Origin of the sequence: Burkholderia lata (assembly GCF_000012945.1) — a bacterium.
GTDB lineage: Bacteria > Pseudomonadota > Gammaproteobacteria > Burkholderiales > Burkholderiaceae > Burkholderia > Burkholderia lata.
Genome location: NC_007511.1, coordinates 2,215,783 through 2,232,920 on the forward strand (window position 1 = coordinate 2,215,783; position 17,138 = coordinate 2,232,920).

The 17,138-nt window shown below is 66.5% G+C and carries 13 protein-coding genes; 11 read left to right on the top strand and 2 right to left on the bottom strand.

Going from position 1 to position 17,138, the window contains the following annotated elements; all coding sequences use genetic code 11:
* Positions 1-493: 493 nt before the first annotated feature.
* The 11 genes from BCEP18194_RS32430 (at position 494) to BCEP18194_RS32485 (ending at position 15,233) form a co-directional block, all read left to right on the top strand.
* The gene (locus BCEP18194_RS32430) at positions 494-1,492 is read left to right on the top strand and encodes a LysR substrate-binding domain-containing protein (protein ID WP_011355535.1); all 999 of its coding nucleotides are present in this window, start codon (positions 494-496) and stop codon (positions 1,490-1,492) included.
* A 720-nt stretch (positions 1,493-2,212) separates the two neighbouring features.
* Positions 2,213-2,650: a hypothetical protein gene (locus BCEP18194_RS32435; protein ID WP_011355536.1), complete on the top strand. Its 438-nt coding sequence runs from the start codon at positions 2,213-2,215 to the stop codon at positions 2,648-2,650.
* 63 nt (positions 2,651-2,713) lie between these two features.
* Complete coding sequence (locus BCEP18194_RS32440; RefSeq protein ID WP_011355537.1) at positions 2,714-3,541, top strand: hypothetical protein; 828 nt, start codon at positions 2,714-2,716, stop codon at positions 3,539-3,541.
* Between the two features lie 105 nt (positions 3,542-3,646).
* Positions 3,647-6,334, top strand: coding sequence for a poly-beta-1,6 N-acetyl-D-glucosamine export porin PgaA (gene pgaA, locus BCEP18194_RS32445; RefSeq protein WP_011355538.1), 2,688 nt, complete (start codon positions 3,647-3,649; stop codon positions 6,332-6,334).
* Between the two features lie 15 nt (positions 6,335-6,349).
* Positions 6,350-8,443: a poly-beta-1,6-N-acetyl-D-glucosamine N-deacetylase PgaB gene (gene pgaB, locus BCEP18194_RS32450; protein ID WP_011355539.1), complete on the top strand. Its 2,094-nt coding sequence runs from the start codon at positions 6,350-6,352 to the stop codon at positions 8,441-8,443.
* Entirely contained in the window at positions 8,440-9,711 is a 1,272-nt protein-coding gene (gene pgaC, locus BCEP18194_RS32455) for a poly-beta-1,6-N-acetyl-D-glucosamine synthase (protein ID WP_011355540.1), read from the top strand. Before pgaB ends, pgaC begins: the two co-directional genes overlap by 4 nt.
* The gene (locus BCEP18194_RS32460) at positions 9,689-10,177 is read left to right on the top strand and encodes a hypothetical protein (protein ID WP_011355541.1); all 489 of its coding nucleotides are present in this window, start codon (positions 9,689-9,691) and stop codon (positions 10,175-10,177) included. Before pgaC ends, BCEP18194_RS32460 begins: the two co-directional genes overlap by 23 nt.
* 117 nt (positions 10,178-10,294) lie before the next feature.
* The gene (gene glmS / locus BCEP18194_RS32465; RefSeq protein ID WP_011355542.1) at positions 10,295-12,118 is read left to right on the top strand and encodes a glutamine--fructose-6-phosphate transaminase (isomerizing); all 1,824 of its coding nucleotides are present in this window, start codon (positions 10,295-10,297) and stop codon (positions 12,116-12,118) included.
* Complete coding sequence (locus BCEP18194_RS32470) at positions 12,115-13,383, top strand: hypothetical protein (RefSeq protein WP_011355543.1); 1,269 nt, start codon at positions 12,115-12,117, stop codon at positions 13,381-13,383. Before glmS ends, BCEP18194_RS32470 begins: the two co-directional genes overlap by 4 nt.
* Positions 13,384-13,885: 502 nt before the next feature.
* Positions 13,886-14,719, top strand: coding sequence for a c-type cytochrome (locus BCEP18194_RS32480; RefSeq protein ID WP_011355544.1), 834 nt, complete (start codon positions 13,886-13,888; stop codon positions 14,717-14,719).
* A 34-nt stretch (positions 14,720-14,753) separates the two neighbouring features.
* The gene (locus BCEP18194_RS32485) at positions 14,754-15,233 is read left to right on the top strand and encodes a GNAT family N-acetyltransferase (protein WP_011355545.1); all 480 of its coding nucleotides are present in this window, start codon (positions 14,754-14,756) and stop codon (positions 15,231-15,233) included.
* Positions 15,234-15,325: 92 nt separating this feature from the next.
* Here the strand turns inward: BCEP18194_RS32485 and BCEP18194_RS32490 are convergent, their stop codons facing one another.
* Together BCEP18194_RS32490 and BCEP18194_RS32495 are read right to left on the bottom strand one after the other, a co-directional pair.
* Positions 15,326-16,591, bottom strand: coding sequence for a Zn-dependent hydrolase (locus BCEP18194_RS32490; RefSeq protein ID WP_011355546.1), 1,266 nt, complete (start codon positions 16,589-16,591; stop codon positions 15,326-15,328).
* Positions 16,584-17,108, bottom strand: a complete 525-nt coding sequence (locus tag BCEP18194_RS32495) for an L-2-amino-thiazoline-4-carboxylic acid hydrolase (protein WP_011355547.1) — start codon at positions 17,106-17,108, stop codon at positions 16,584-16,586. The genes BCEP18194_RS32490 and BCEP18194_RS32495 overlap by 8 nt, the downstream gene beginning before the upstream one ends.
* Between the last annotated feature and the right edge of the window lie 30 nt (positions 17,109-17,138).

Consider the following 17,138-nt stretch of genomic DNA (forward strand, 5'->3'; position numbering starts at 1 on the left):
TTTTGCGCCGCGCCAGGCACGCCCGCGCGGCATTGCGCACCACCGCGGTGCAGCGCCCGACGCAACGGGCGACGACGGTGCGTCGCCGGCGCGCACGGTTCATGCTGCGCCGCGTCTTTCGAACATAGTTCCCCCGCGTGTCATGAATGTGCAATCTGCACTGCACAAAAAATGGGCCGCCCGGGCACCGGACCACCGCAACGAAAGGATCGGAAGGCGGGCCGGCACGCACACGGCGCAACCGGCCCTGGGGGGAAGTACCGTCTGCGGCCGCACCGGCAGTTCGACGCGATGAACTGTCCGGTTAGCCGGGTCCGGCACCTCAACGCTATGCAGCCGTAATCCCGCCGACAACGCTCATGCATATTTCGACTGACACCCATCGAAAAAAAACATCGGGTCGACCGGCGCGAGGCGCGGTACGCTAGAAAATTGGTGCAGCAAACGGTGCCGCCGCCTTTCAGGCGCCCGACTATAAAAAGCGAAGATCGAAATGGAAGCAAAGTGGCTGGAAGATTTCCTGAGCCTTGCGGATACCAAGAGCTTTTCCCGGGCCGCGCGTAACCGGCACCTCACGCAGTCGGCATTCAGCAGACGAATTGCCGCACTCGAAACCTGGATGGATGCGAAGCTGGTCGACCGGAGCATCAACCCGATCACGCTGACACCGGCCGGCCAGATGTTCCGCGGGCTCGCCGCGGACATCCTGCGCAGCATGTATGCGGCACGCAATCTCGTGAACGGCTACGACCAGTTCGCGGCCAGCGATCAGGTCGTGCGTTTCGCGGTTGCCCACACGCTCGTGTTCACGCTGTTTCCCGAATGGCTCAAGCAGCTCAACGGCGAGGTCGGCCACGTGACCGCGCGCGTCAACGCGGTGAACGTGCCGGAAGGCGTGCAGCAGCTCGTCGAAGGGGAATGCGACCTGCTGCTCGGCTATCACCACCCGCAGTTGCCGATCGTGCTCGACCCGAATCACTTTCCGTTCGTCAGCCTCGGCGTCGAACGGATCCTGCCCGTGTCGACACCCGACGCGCGCGGCAAGCCCGTATTCCAGCTGCCGGGCACCCCCGATGCCCCGCTGCCGCTGCTCGCGTATTCGTCGGGCGCGTTTCTGGGCAACATCGTCGAGATGCTGCTGCTGAACGCCACCGAGCCGTACGTGCTGCACCGGTGCTTCGAGACGCACATGTCCGAGGCGTTGAAGGGCATGGTCGTGGCCGGGCACGGAATCGGCTGGCTGCCGGAAAGCTGCGTCGCGAAGGAGCTCGCGGAAGGCACGCTCGTGTGCGCGGGTTCCGGCGACTGGGTCACCGAGCTCGAAATCCGCCTGTACCGGTCGGCCCGCAAGCGCGGGCTCGCAGCCGAGCAACTGTGGACCTACATCATGAACCGGCCGCGTACGCCGGTCGAAGGTGCGGTCGGCGCGGTCGAACCCGCAGCTGCGCCGGCGATGCGCATCGCGCGGCGCAGCGCCGGCGGCAGTCGCTGATCTTCGCGTTTGCGTTTGCGTTCGCGGCGTGTTCGTCGACGACGCGATCGCGAACGCGGTTTGCATCAATCCGGTATGCGCATGCATCCGCGTCGCCTCCCTGCGCATGCGACCCTCTCCCCGGTAGCAAGCAGCGATCCCGCTATTGCCTGAAAAATGACTACGCCGGACCCGTAATCGTTATCAGAAGAATCGCAATCGTTTGCGTTTCCGGGATGATTCTTTTACACGCGACATTGCACGCCAGCATATTCCGTCTGATTATCAGGACAGAAATACCCTGTTACAGAACAAATTAAAAGTTTCGATTTACCTGTAACAATCTAAAATACCAAAGACGTCGCGTCCCCGTTTCATATCGTGCGACCTGTATCCGGATCGATATCAATTCCCCTGGAATACAGCCGCAAAAATTCCTTTTATCAGTCGTTATTTTTCGGCATGGAAGTCGATACCTCCGACGTGATTCAATGCGTACTGGATCATCTCTACCGAATAGCAATATTCATATTCGGCAAAATCGACTTTCTTCATAGTTAAGAGATTCATACGAATCCGTCGTTATCCTATTTAAATAGGATCTTTAACCGCCGTCCCATTCCGGCCACACGCGGTTGTTGCTTCAAAATCCATCGTGTATCAATAGCGTGTCGCAAAAAGAACGCTGGCAAATCTGACTCGGAATAAATGCTCGCCATTGATTCCGGACAGGAGGTTGCAATGTCTTCCTCGTTTCGACAGCATGCTCGCCCTTTCCTGAGCGCCGCCCTTTCCGTGCTCTGCATGAATGCGATGGCCCAGACGCTCGCGTCCCAGCCACCCACCCCTGCCCCCGCGTCCGACCCGGGTGCGGGCCGCTACGTCATTTCGTATATCTGCGGCGATGCGCGGATCGACGGTACCGCACCACTGCCGCCTGACGGCCGGCCGTACAACCTGGGCGTGTCGTTTGCTTCGGCCAAGACCGGGCAGCCACTCGCCAACGTCCAGGTGCGCCTGCGGCGACATGGCCGCGTTCTCGTCGAATTCAATGCGTCGGGGTCGCGTTGCCTGTTCAGCGTGCCGGATGCGAGCTACCGGGTCGAAGGAACCTATCAGGGAGCGACCCAGTTCGCGATCGTCGAAACAGGTGCACTGACCACGCAGTTGAAATGGTGAGTACCACCTGACCCCGTCCGGATCGCGACTTTTACCGCAACGTATCGAATCGAGGAGCTTTGAATGACTCGTGCAGAACGACAAGACGACTCGCCCACCTACCCGCCGAAACCCACCTGGGGTCCTGGCAAGAACGCGGCGCTCAGCTTCGTTGCGTTCGCCGCAATCTTCGGCATCTTCGCTTACGCCGAACGGGACACGACGGTCGGCCATCCGAGCGTGACGCACGACATCTCCGGCGTGATCGGAACCGCCATCGGGAAAACCCGCAACGCGATCGTGACCCTTGCCTCGCGCGCAACCGGCGCGTCCGGAACCGGCACCTCCGCAACCAGCACATCCGGAACCTCAGCGGCGCCCGAACCGGCCCCGGCACGCGCGCAGATCACTCCGCCCGCGCCGCCGCTGCAGGTAGCGTCGACTTCGGCTGCGCCCGGGGTAGCCACCGTGCCGCCCGTCACGCTGGCGGTCGAACCGGAAGCCGCGCTGCGGCCCGCACCCCGTGCCGTCGCGAAACACCGGCAGTCGCCGCATGCACCGCCCGTGACGCTCGCGGCCGGTACGCATGCGACATCGACCTACGGTCGTGCCGCCACGCGGCACGGTACCGCGCATCGTACGCAGCGTGCCGAAATGCTGGCCGGCACGAGCCGGCGCATGGACTTCGCGCCCAAGCCCCGGCCGTATGGCACCGACACCGTGCACATGCAGACGGCCAGCATCACGCGCGCGGAGCTGGAAAGCGCGCGGGCACTGGCGAAGGCGCGCTCGTGCGCGGTGATCGACGAATGGAACTGTGTGGAACAGAACGCGAGCCGGGCGCTCGCGATCGACCCGAAGAACAGCGAATCGCGTGCATTGCTCGGTCAGGCGATCCGCAACCGGCTGTAAGCCGGGGCCGCGTCGCCGGGCACTCGCAGCCCGGCCGCGCGACGCCTGACGACATGCGTCGTCAGGCGAGCAACCGATGTGATCGTTTCGAAAGGAGGGCACCTCGTGGACAACAATCGTCGACAACAATGCACCACCGTCGCTCCGTCCAACCGGCGGATCCTCCTGCATGCGCCGCTGGTGTTGCTGCTCGTCGCGTCCGGCCCCTGCTTCTCCGCCGACGGCGAGACGGAAGCGGGCCGCGTCAACGAAATCGCCGGGACCAACGGCACGCCGAATGCGGCACCGCGCGACCTGCAGCCAACGGTCGTGTCGATCCAGATCGCCCAAGCCGACAGCGTCCCGCCCCCTCATGCAACGACGCCGATCGCGCAGGCGTCGGATGCGTCGATGCAGATCGCGCAGGCGTCTAACCCGCAGCCGCCCATGCCGACCACGGTCGTGGTGGAACCGGAAGCGCCACAATCGAGCGCTCCGGTGCCGGCCGCGCAAGCGACGAATACGCCGGCACCGGTTGCACAGACTCCGGACGCGCCGATGCTGCTTGCGCAGGCCGAGAACACCCAACCACCCGACGCATCGACGCTGCCCGCCTCGACGATGTCCGACATGTCTGCGCCCCCTTCGCCGGCGCCGATCGCGCCGGCTTCGGACACCCCGCCGAAGACCGCACAAGCCGCGCCCACCGCGCCGTCGATAGCGCCGACGCAAACCGCGCAGGCATCCGGCACCCCGTTGCCGAACTCGCCTGCGCCGGTTCCCCAAATGCCTGGCACGCCGCCGCCGTCGTCCCCGGCGCCGAACTCGCAGACGCCCGGCGCCCAGCTGCCCGGCGAACCGACGCAACGATCGCAAGGCCCCGACGTCGAGACACCGAATCCCCAGGCACCGAATCTCCGTACCGCCGACGTCGAGACCGTGCGCAATGACGTGTTCGGCCTCGCGGCGAGCGGCGGCGCAGTCAAGGCGCTCGACGAAGCGAAGGCGCGGCCCGATGCGTTCTCCGCCGTCGACATCGCGCAACTCGAAGAACTGGCGATTCGCCAGCAGGTGCGCGGCGGGCGCGACAAGTCACGCTCGATGACGAGTTCCGACCGCTTCGACGGGATCGACAACGCGCTGCGCGCGGCGGACGATCTCGACAAGCGGATGCCGAACACGCCCGAGTACACGCCGGTCCGGACGGCGCTCGCGGGCGACCGCACGGTCGCCTATGCGGCGCGCGGCGACATGAAGACGGCCGTCACGACGTTCGAGACCATTCCGTCCAATGCGGAGATCTCGATCGACGCGCTGTCGGCCGTCGGCGACGCCTACCTGTACCTGAGCGAACCGGGCAAGGCGAACGCCGTGTACCAGCGCGCGCTGAAGCAGGCAACCGCGTCGCCGACGGATCGCGCGACCCGCGGCTTCCAGTACGGCGCACGCACGCGCCCGATCGAACTGCGCGAAGGGCTGTTCTGGTCGTACATCGACCAGGGGCGCGCGACAGATGCGAAGCAGGTGCTCGATGACATGGGCAACGCACTGCCGCCGGCCAAAGACGTGCAAACCGTCGGCCCGGAGGAAAGCGACTATCTGCGCTACTACCGGCTGCGCGCGCAATACCTGATCTTCACCGGTCACGTCGATCAAGGGATCGCCGCGCTCGAAGAACTCGAGAAACAGGTGCCGTTCAACGCGGAAATCCGTGCCGCGCACGCCGATGCGGTGTCCGGCCAGTCGCATCCCCGCCAGGCGATCGCGATGTACCGCGCGTCGCTGACCGACCACCCGGACAGCGTCGAGATGCTCGCAGGCCTCGGCCGCGCGGCGCTCACGGCCGACGACTATGCGACCGCGAAGAACGTCGACCAGACGCTGGACAACACGTTCCCGGACAGCGGCGCGGTGCGCAGCTTCAAGCGTGACTACAACGCGTACCGCAGCCCCGTGTTCACGACCGACCTGAGCTACGAGCACGGCAACAGCGCACTGGCCGACAACAGCTTCACGTCGGACAGTTATGTGTATTCGCAACCGTTCGGCGACAACTGGCGCGTCTTCTCGCATACGTTCTTCGGCTATGCGCAGACCGACTCCGGCAACGTCAGCCGCACGCGCACCGGCGTCGGCGGCGACTACCGGCACGGGCCGCTCACGGTCCAGGGCGAAGTCACGCGCTCGTTCGGCACGGACGGCCGAACCGGCGGCCGCGGGTCGATCGCTTACGCGCTGAACGACTACTGGACGGTCAGCGGCGGGCTCGACACCAACGACAACTCGCTGCCGTGGAAGGCGTATGCCGCGCACATCTGGGGCCGCTCGGCGAACGTCTCGGTGGTGTATCGCCAGAACGACCGTCGCGAGGTCAAGCTGAGCTACGGCGTGAGCCGCTACAGCGATTCGAACCTGCACCAGGAGATCTCGGCAACCGCCACGCAACGCGTGTACACGAGCGCCAACCAGCAGGTCAACGTCTCGCTGGATCTCGGCACCGACAGCAACACGCGCCAGGACGCGCCCTACTTCAACCCGAGCCGCGACTATGCAGCCGCGGCGACCGTCATGCACCAGCTGACCCTGTGGAAGAAGGGCGACATGGGGCTGCAGCAGCGCGTCTCGGTGTCCGGCGGCGTGTACAACGAGCGCGGCTTCGGCACCAGCGCCCTGTGGAGCGCGCGCCTCGAGCACGCGTGGACGTTCAAGCACGACATCACGCTGAGCTATGGCGTCGAGGTCAGCAGCCACGCGTACGACGGCGAGCGCGAACGCTCCGAAACCGGCTTCATGTCGGTCAACCTGCCGTTCTAGCAAGGAGATCGAACAATGCAATCCAGACGGACCTTCATGTGCGGATGCCTCGGTACATTTGCCGCCTGTTCGCTGTTTCCTGGCGTGACCAACGCCAAGATGATCGACCTGCTGCCGCCTTCCGACCCGGCCGACGGCAAGACGTTTCGCGTGATCTGCATGCATGACGTGCGCGACAACCTGATGGCGTCGTTTTCCTCGAAGTCGGCGATGATCGACCCGTTCGCGGTCGATACCGGCACGCTGACCGCGATCTTCTCGTGGCTGCAGACCAACAACTACCACACCATCACGGTCAAGCAGATCGAGGAATCGCGGCACGGCGGCAAGCCGCTGCCGCCGCGCGCGGTGCTCCTCACGTTCGACGACGGCTTTCGCAGCCACTACACGAAGGTGCTGCCGCTGCTCGAGCGCTTCAAGTATCCGGCCGTGATGGGCATCGTCACGGCGTGGATCGATACGCCGGCGGATACGCCGATCCGCATCAGCGACAAGGTCCAGGTGCCGCGCGACTACTTCATGTCGTGGGACGACGTGAAGCAGGTCGGCCAGTCGCCGTTCGTCGAACTCGGCTGCCACACGCACAACCTCCATCACGGCGCGGTCGCGAATCCGCAAGGCAACGAGTTGCCGGCGACCACGTCGCACCTCTACCTGCAAGACGAGAAGCGCTATGAAACCGACGCCGAATTCGAAGCGCGCGTGCACAACGACCTGCAGACATGCGTGCGCCAGATCCGCGAACATACCGGCATCGTCGCACGCTCGATGGTGTGGCCATACGGCGCGGAAAACCAGCCCGTGCGCCAGATATCGACGTCACTCGGCATGGACATCCAGTTCAGCCTCGATGCCGGCCCGAATACGCCGGACGTGCCGCTGGACCGGTTGCGGCGGATTCTGATGATGTACGACGTCGACATCGGCGGGTTCGAGCGCTCGATGCGCGAGCCGGCGTCGAACCGCGGCGACGTCGACGTGCCCGAGCGCACCGTGCAGGTCGACCTGGACCAGGTCTACGATCCGGACCCCGCGCGGCAGGAAGCGAATCTCGGCAAGCTGATCGAACGCATCTACCGGATGCAGCCCAAATCGGTCTACCTGCAGGCGTTTGCGGACCCGAAAGGCACGGGCGTGGCCGAATCCGTGTATTTCCCGAACCGGCACCTGCCGATGCGCGCCGACCTGTTCTCGCGCGCCGCGTGGCAGCTCAACACGCGCTCCAACGTGCAGGTGTACGCCTGGATGCCGGTGCTCGCGTTCCGGCCGCCGGCCGACAAGCAGCGCGGGCTCGAGGCCGTGACTGCCTACGGCGGTGCGCCGGCCCGCGAGAACGGCACGCGCACGTTCCGGCTGAGCCCGTTCGATCCCGATGCGCGGCTGATGATCCAGCAGATCTACGAGGATCTCAGCAAGCACGCTTCGTTCAGCGGCATCCTGTTCAGCGACGACGCGGTGCTCGACGACTACGAGGATGCGGGCCGGCACGCGCTGCGCATCTATTCGCAATGGGGGCTGCCGGCCGACGTCGGCAAGATCCGCGAGAACCCCGACCTGCTGAAACGCTGGACCCGGCAAAAGTCGCGCTACCTGATCGACCTGACCCGCCAGCTCGAACAGGTCGTGCTGGCCCACCAGAACGTGGGCGACGTGCTGACCGCGCGCAACATCTTCGCGATGCCGGTGCTCAAGCCCGAATCGGAAGCGTGGTACGCACAGAACTACGACGATTTCCTCGCCACTTACGACTACGTCGCGCTGATGGCGATGCCGTACATGGAGCAGGCGAAGGATCCCGAAGACTGGATGGACCAGCTCGTGCGGGCCGTCCGTGCGAAGAAGCTCGGGCTGCGGCGCACCGTGTTCGAGCTGCAGTCGTACGACTGGCACGCGCACAAGGACGTGGCGGCCAGCACGCTGCTCGCGCAGATGCGGCGGCTGCGCAGCGAGGGCGCGGTGAATTTCGGCTACTACCCGGACAACTTCCTGAACGATCAGCCGGATCTCGATGCGATGCGCGACGTGATGTCGCTGAAGTCGCGCCTCGACCCGACCTCGATCAACGCACTGATGCAAATGCAGAAAAACCAGGGGACGAAGACGCCATGACAACCCACAGCATCATCCAGCGCCTGCAGGATTTCGTCTTCTACTATCCGTTCTTCATGTCGTACCTATGGATGATCGGCGGCGTCGTGCACTACTTCCTGCTCGAGGAAGGCCGCGAGCTGTCCACGCGGACGATCGCGGCGAGCGGCATTCCGAAGATCTCGATCGTCGTGCCCTGCTTCAACGAAGCCGCGAACGCGCGCAGCGTGATCAGCCACCTGGACCGGATGCAGTATCCGAACTACGACATCATCGCGGTCAACGACGGCAGCCAGGATCGCACCGGCGAGATCCTCAACGAGCTGGCCGTCGAGATCCCGCGGCTGCTCGTGATCCATCACGCACGCAACGAAGGCAAGGCGGTCGGGCTCACGACGGCGGCAGCCGTGTCGAATGCGGAATACCTGCTGTGCATCGACGGCGATGCGCTGCTCGCGCACGACGCGATCGGCTGGATGCTCGAGCACTTCCTGACCGATCCGGGCGTCGGCGCGGTGACCGGCAACCCGCGCATCCGCACGCGCACGTCGCTGCTCGGCCGCATGCAGGTCGGCGAATTCTCGTCGATCGTCGGGCTGATCAAGCGCACGCAGCAGGTGTACGGCCGCATCTTCACGGTATCTGGCGTGATCACGATGTTCCGCAAGACCGCGCTCGCCGACGTCGGCTACTGGAGCTCGGACATGCTGACCGAGGACATCGACATCAGCTGGAAGCTGCAGTGTCGCGACTGGCGCGTCGTGTACGAGCCGCACGCGTTGAGCTGGATCCTGATGCCCGAGACGCTGAAAGGCCTGTACCGGCAGCGGTTGCGCTGGTCGAAGGGCGGCATCCAGGTGCTGATGAAGTATGCGGGCACGCTCGCGCGGCCGACGCAGATGATGATGTGGCCGCTGTTCGCCGAGTACCTGATCGGCATTGCGTGGGCCTACTCGATGTCGTTCATCCTGCTGCTCGCGCTCATCGATGTCGTGTACCCGCTGCCGCAAAGCTGGCACGTATCGGTCGTGCCGCACTGGCACGGCATGCTGCTGGTCGCCACCTGCATCCTGCAACTGATCATCGGCAGCATGATCGATCGTCGTTACGACGAAAAACTCCTGATGTATTTCCTGGACACCGTCTGGTATCCCGTCGCCTTCTGGCTGATCAGCATGATCACCACCGTCGTCGCCCTGCCTGCCATCGTGCTGCGGGGCCGCGGCAAGCGGGCCGTATGGGTCAGCCCCGACCGAGGCATTCAACATGAAGAACGCGCCGATTATTGACCTTTCCCTGCGCGCACCGCGCGACATGATCGCCGAGCGCGGTCGCCTCGTCGGGACCGCCCTGATCATCTGGTTCCGGCTCTTGCGGCCGGCACTCGTGGGCGCCGTGTGGGCATCGATCTGCATCTACACGTACCGCTACCTGCTGCCGTTCAACCCGGCAGAAATGCCGATCGAACAGATGGTGTTCTACGCGACTTCCATCGCGATCATCGCCGGCACCATCGTCACGTGGCTGATCGCCGGGCGCGTCGTGCATCCGCTGGCGTACCGGTTGCGCGTGTCGAAGATGCTGCGCCGCTCGGCCAGCGCCAAGGTGCGCTCGGTGCCGGCAAACGCACTGGCCGGCGCCCACCGGCGCGGCGCGCGGCGCACCACGCGCATTCTCGTCGCGTCGCACGACGCGAACGGCTCGATTTCCGGCATCGAATGGGTAACCCACGCGGGGCCGCAGCCCCGCGAGTAGGTCAGCGGAGACGCGCCGCCGCGCACGGGACTGCATCGTGCCGCGCAGCGCCGCTCCTGACACCGGACTGCCGTGCTTGGCCGGCAGGGCGGCAACCTTTTGTTGACGAGGTGAATCATGTGCGGAATCGTCGGAGCAAGCGGCCTGAACAATCAGGTGCCGCAACTGGTCAATGCGTTGAGCCGGCTCGAGTATCGCGGCTATGATTCGTGCGGCATTGCCGTACAGGACGACGGCCGCCTGCGCAGCGAACGCACGTTGCGGCGCGTGACCGACCTGCAGGCCCGCGTGCTGACGCTGGGCCTCGAAGCGCAGACCTGCATCGCGCATACGCGCTGGGCGACCCACGGCGCACCGTCGGAAATGAACGCGCATCCGATCATGTCCGGCGACACGATCGCGGTCGTGCACAACGGCATCATCGAGAACCATGACGCGTTGCGCGTGGAGTTGCGGGAGCGCGGCTATACGTTTCGCGGCCAGACCGACACCGAGGTGATCGCGCACCTGATCCACAGCCTCTATCGCGACGACCTGTTCGACGCGGTCATGCGCGCCGTCAAGCGGCTGCATGGCGCGTACGCGATCGCGGTGCTGAGCGCGCGCGAACCGCAGCGCCTCGTCGCCGCGCGCGCCGGCTCGCCGCTCGTGATCGGCATCGGCGCCGAACAGAACTACCTCGCGTCGGACTGCGCGGCGCTCGGCGACCTGACCGACCGCTTCGTCTACCTGGAAGACGGCGATGTGGCGCTGATCACGCCGGATCGCATCGCCGTGGTCGACTCGGTCGGCCACGAAGCCCAGCGCCCGCTGTGCCAGGTGAAGGCACGCGAAGGCGACGCCGCGCTCGGCCCGTACCAGCACTTCATGCAGAAGGAGATCTTCGAGCAGCCTAAGGCGATCGACAGCACGCTCGACGGCATCGACACGATCTCGCCGGCGCTGTTCGACGCGACCGACGGCACGCGCGCGCTGCTGTCGAAAGTGAGGAGCGTGCTGCTGCTCGGCTGCGGCACCAGCTACTACGCGGGGCTGACCGCGAAGTACTGGCTGGAGGCCATCGCGGGCGTGCCCGCCCAGGTCGAGATCGCCAGCGAATTCCGCTACCGCGATACGGTGGCCGACCCACGCACGCTCGTCGTCGGCATTTCGCAATCGGGCGAGACGGCCGACACGATCGGCGCAATCGAACGGGCGCGCGACATGGGCCAGGAACTGTCGATGGCGATCTGCAACGTGGCGACCAGCACGATCGCGCGCAACGCGCCGCTGCGGTTCCTGACGCGTGCCGGCATCGAACTCGGCGTCGCGTCGACCAAGGCGTTCACGACGCAGCTCGTCGCGCTGTTCGTGCTGACGCTGACACTCGCGCAGCTGCGCGGCCGGCTCGACGCGAAGCAGGTCGCGCTGCACCTGAAGCAGCTGCATGCGCTGCCCGAACGCATCGGCCACGCGCTCGCGCTCGAAACGCAGATCATGGGCTGGGCCGCGAAATTCGCACGCACCGAGAACGCGCTGTTCCTCGGGCGCGGCATTCACTTCCCGATCGCGATGGAAGGCGCGCTGAAGCTCAAGGAGGTGTCGTACATCCACGCGGAAGGCTATGCGGCCGGCGAACTGAAGCACGGCCCGCTCGCGCTCGTCACGAGCGCGATGCCGGTCGTCACGATCGCGCCGGACGACCGCCTGTTCCAGAAGCTGAAATCCAACATGGCCGAGGTACGCGCGCGCGGCGGGCGGCTCTACGTGCTGGCCGGCGATCAGTTGGGGATCGACGCCGACCGCGACACGCACCTGATCCGCGTGCGCGAATCGGGTGACCTGCTGTCGCCGATCGTCAATGTGATCCCGCTGCAGTTGCTCGCGTATCACGTCGGCTGCACGCGCGGTGCCGACGTCGACAAGCCGCGCAACCTCGCAAAATCGGTGACCGTCGAATGATGCGACGAACGCGCCCGGCGCAGGCGGTCGCGCGGTGCGTCGCGGCCGCGCTGTGCGGCGCATGCGGCATCGTCACGGCGCCGCCGCCGGCCTTCGCCGCCACGCCGGCCGTGCATACGGTCACCGTGCAGGACGCCCCGTCGCCCCACCCGGGCGTCGACCCGCGCAGCTTCATGCACGGCATCGGCGTGGCCGACGCCGGCAACGGCAAGCGCTGGGTGTTCTTCAGCAGCTCGGGGATCGTGCCGCGCGGCGCGCTGCACAATGGCAACTGGCCGCATGACGTGTTCGTCGGCGAATGGCTGCCCGGCAAGCCGCACCTGCTGCACGTCCATACGTTCATCAGCCGCCCCGAGGCGCAGGAACCCGTGTCGATCGCGCAGAACGCGCACGGCGACATCTTCGTCACGTTCGAGGACGGCTGGAACGCGCCGCAGGAAGTCAGCCAGCGCTACGGCGTCTACCGCCGCGACCTGAAGCCGATCAAGCCCTACCCGAACGACGTCGAATCGGGCGGCCACTCGGGGCATGTCGCCACGGCGGCCGACCGCTTCGTCGTGTTCTATTCCACCGACTGGATCGACGGCGGCGGCGTCGACAACCTCGGCACCGGCAACGGCGTGTACGTGAAAACCTACGACGCGGCCGGGCGCGTGCTGAACCATGTCGCGGTCGTGCCGCACCGCCGCGAGTGGTGGCCCGTCGTCGCGGGCTCACCGCACACCGCGCTGCTCGTGTGGCAGAAGTACATCGAAGGCAGCACGGACGCGACGCTCGAATACGCGATGTTCGACCCGGTCACCGCGAAGCTGGACAAGCTGGGGACGCTGAACGACGCGATCCAGTACTACGTGTACTCGTCGGCTTATGTGCCGGAAATCGACCGCTTCATCGTCGTCACGACGACGGCGGACGATCGCGGCGTCGCGATGCTGATCGCGCCCGACGGCCGCCGCACGGCGACGCTCGACTGCCTGCCGGCGTCGGTGCGCGAATCGGGTATCGGGGTGTCCGGCACGCATGCGTACGTGCCGATCCGCGACGGGCGGCTGCTGACGCTGACGCTCGGGCCGGCGGACATTTCAGTGAGCGGCGTGCAGCGCTCGCCGATTCCGTGGGGTTCGACGGGGATCGCCGGGTTCCCGGCGCGCGGCACCACGATGCATTTCGTGTCGCTGACGCCAACGGGCACACGTGAAGCCGATTTCGAACCGGCCCAGGAAACGCCGATGCCGAAGAGCGAAGTGCCTTGTTCGAGTCATTGACGGCGGCTGGGTAACGGGCGGGATCGCCGTAGACGCGGTGGGCCGGCATGCTCTCCCGCCGGCCTGCTCGTTGCCTCGTCGCGTCGCCTCCTTCGCCTCCTTCGCCTCCTTCGCCTCTTCCGCCTCTTCCGCCTCTTCCGCCTCTTCCGCCTCTTCCGCCTCTTCCGCCTCTTCCGCCTCTTTCGCCTCTTTCGCCTCTTTCGCCTCTTTCGCCTCTTTCGCCTCTTTCGCCTCTTTCGCCTCTTTCGCCTCTTTCGCCTCTTCCGCTCCTTCCGCTCCTTCCGCTCCTTCGCGCTCAAACCCAGCCGCGCAATACCTCATCCTCCGCGCAGCCCGGCCGCCAGGCGCGCTGCCGGCGGCTTGCCCGATCATGACCGGCCGCGCCCTTCCCGCGCCGCAGTCGCCAGCGCCGCGCGTACCGGATAGACTGTCGCCCGATTCCTTCGATCGGCCGCGACCTGCTCCTCCTGTCGCCGCCGGAACGCCCTTTCCCGGAGAACGAATGCTGAAGCGCCGGTGGTTTTCGCTTTTGCTGCTGACGGTTTGCCTGATCGGTCAACGCGCGTCGGCCCAGTCCGCGCTCGAACTCGAGACGGACGGCACGGCCCGCGCCCTCACCCGGCAGACGCTGCTCGCGCGCCCCGATGCCACCGACATCCACGTGCCGCGCGACATCGCGTACGGCCGGCCGATGACGTTCCGCGCGGTGCCGTTTGCCGACCTGCTCGGCGACAAGCTGCCGGCCGACGGCGTGCTCGAAACCCGTGCCGCCGACGGCTTCGCCGCGCAACTGCCGCTGGAGCTCGTGCGCAGCCACACGCCGGCCGGTGCCGTTCCGTGGCTCGCGATCGAGGATCCCGCGCATCCGTGGCCGAAGCTGCCCGGCAAGAAAGTCAGCGCCGGGCCGTTCTACCTGGTCTGGCTCGGCCCGGACGCGTCGTCGGTGCGCGGCGAGCAGTGGCCGTACCAGATCGTGCGCGTCACGATCGAGTCGTCGCCGATCGCGCGCTGGCCGTCGCTCGCCGTCGATGCCGCGTTGCCTGCGAACGATCCGGCTCGCGCGGGCCAGCACCTGTTCGTCACGCAATGCCTCGCGTGCCACCGCGTCGACGGCGCGGGCAGCAGCCATGCCGGCCCCGACCTGAACACGCCGATGAATCCGGTCGACTACTTCCAGCCCGCCGCGCTGCGCCGCTATATCCGCAACCCGGCATCGGTGCGCGACTGGCCGGGCCGCAGCATGCCGGCGTTTCCGCCCGATCAGCTGAGCGACCGAGAACTCGACCAGATCGTCGCGTATCTCGCTTATATGGCGCGGCGCAAGGCCGGCAAGTAACGCGCGGTTGAATCGAAGCACTCAAGGAATGTTGATGACGTCAGGCGACACGCTGTTCACCATCGAATCGATCGACGCCGCGCAGACGCACCCGCTCCGGGCGATGATCCTGCTGAATGGCGATCTGGACGCGAGCGCGCTGGCCGGCGACCAAGCGCCGACGACCCTGCATGTCGGCGTACGCGACGCGTCGGGCATCGTTGCCGTTGCCTCGCTCTGCGAGGAGTTGCGCGAAGACGATCGTGCGCAACCGGCGTGGCGGCTGCGCGGGATGGCCGTCCACCCTGCCGTGCGCGGCATGGGCTTCGGGCGCGTGCTGGTGCAGGTCTGCGTGCGGCACGCGGAAGCGCGCGGGGCCGCGCTCGTGTGGTGCACGGCACGCGAGACCGCGTACCGGTTCTATGAAAAGCTCGGCTTCGCAGCCGATGACGCGACGATCACGATGCCGGGGCGCACCGACATGGCGTTCCATGTGATGCGGCGGTATATCGATCGGCAATCGCCGGCGGGCTGACGCGAACCGCGCGTTCGCGTCGTCAGGCGGAAAGCGACGCGGCCCGGCCCGGCGAACACCCTTCCGCCGGACCACCGCCGTCACATTCAGACTCAGCTTTCCTGCGCGCTCTGCAGCACCGCGCGCAACAGCACGTCGGCGCCCGCCGCCGCCCATTCGGGCGTAATCGCTTCGGCCTCGTTGTGGCTCAACCCGTCGACGCACGGCACGAAGATCATCCCCGTCGGCGCGACGCGCGCCACATAGCATGCGTCATGACCTGCGCCGGACACGATATCCATGTGCGACAGCCCGAGCGCCTGGGCCGCATCACGCACCGTGTCGATGCAGCGCGGCGCGAACGGGATCGGCGCATACGTGAAGATCTGCTCGATCTGCGCACCGAGGCCTGATTCGTCGGCCACGCGCGCGAGTTCCGCGCGCAGCGCCGCGTCGAGTTCGTCGAGCACCGCGTCGTCGGGATGACGGAATTCGACCGTGAAGAAGCACCCGCCCGGCACGGTATTACGCGAGTTCGGCCGTGCCTCGATCATCCCGACCGTTGCCCGCGCGTAGGGCGCGTAACGGCGGCCGAGCACTTCGACGAACGAGATCATCCGCGCGGCACCGACCAGCGCATCGCGACGGAATTCCATCGGCGTGGTGCCCGCGTGCGCGTCGACACCGGTGAGCGTCACCTCGTACCAGCGCTGCCCCTGCCCGGCCGTCACGACGCCGATCGTCTTGCCGGCCCGCTCGAGAATCGCGCCCTGTTCGATATGCAGCTCGTACGCCGCATGCACCGGATAGCCGCCGACGGGCTCGGCACCCGCATAGCCGATCCGCGCCAGCTCCTCGCCGATCGTCCTGCCCGTGCCGTCGGTGCGCGACAGCCCGTATTCGAGCGTATAGACGCCCGAGAACACGCCGGCCGACACCATCGCCGGCGCGAAGCGCGAGCCTTCCTCGTTGGTCCAGATCACGACGTCGATCGGGCGCTCGGTCTCGATGCCCGCGTCGTTCAGCGCGCGCACGACCTCGAGCCCGCCGAGCACGCCGTAGATGCCGTCGTAGCGGCCGCCCGTCGGCTGCGAATCGGCGTGCGAGCCGGTCATGACCGGCGCGGCGTCGGGATTGCGCCCCGCGCGGCGCGCGAACACGTTGCCCATCTGGTCCACGCGCACCGTGCAGCCGGCGTCTTGCGCCCATTGCACGAACAGGTCGCGCGATTCGCGATCGAGATCGGTCAGCGCAAGGCGGCAGACGCCGCCCTTCGGCGTCGCACCGATCTGCGCCATCCGGTCGAGCGACGCCCACAGGCGATCGCCGTCGACGCGCGGCGCGCTCACGCGCTCAACCACTACGTTGTCGTCACGCATCGCCGTTCTCCGGCGCGGCTTGCCGCGCGTAGCGGAAATCGCAGCGCTTGCCGCCCTGCATGATCGTGCTCGTCCGCGTGAGCGCGATGTCCGGCGCATAGCCCTGGATGAAATAGCTGTCGCGCGCGCAGCTCAGCAGGTGCCCGATCTCGCCGAGCCCCATCGCGTGATACATCTCCGCGTAGCTGCAGCGATGCACGTCGTAGTCGTAGTGCGCGTCGTCCGCGCGCTGCACCTCGACATCGAGCGCATCGTCCTTCTCCCACAGCACCTGCAGCGCGATGAACGATTTCACGCTCGTGCCGCCAGGCTCCTGCGCCGCGAACGTGCGGCCGGCGTCGACCGCCGCGCCGCGCACGGCTTCCGCGATCACGGCCTGCGCGCGCTCGGCGCCGAACTCGCGCTTCATGATCTCGTAGATCGGCTTGATGATTTCCGCTTCGATGCGGCGCCGCGCGAGGATCCCGAGGCGCGTGTCCTCGGGGGCGGCGGCGGATGTCTGGGTGGCTTCGGTCATGGGGATCGTCTTGGTCGTTTTATCGCTGTG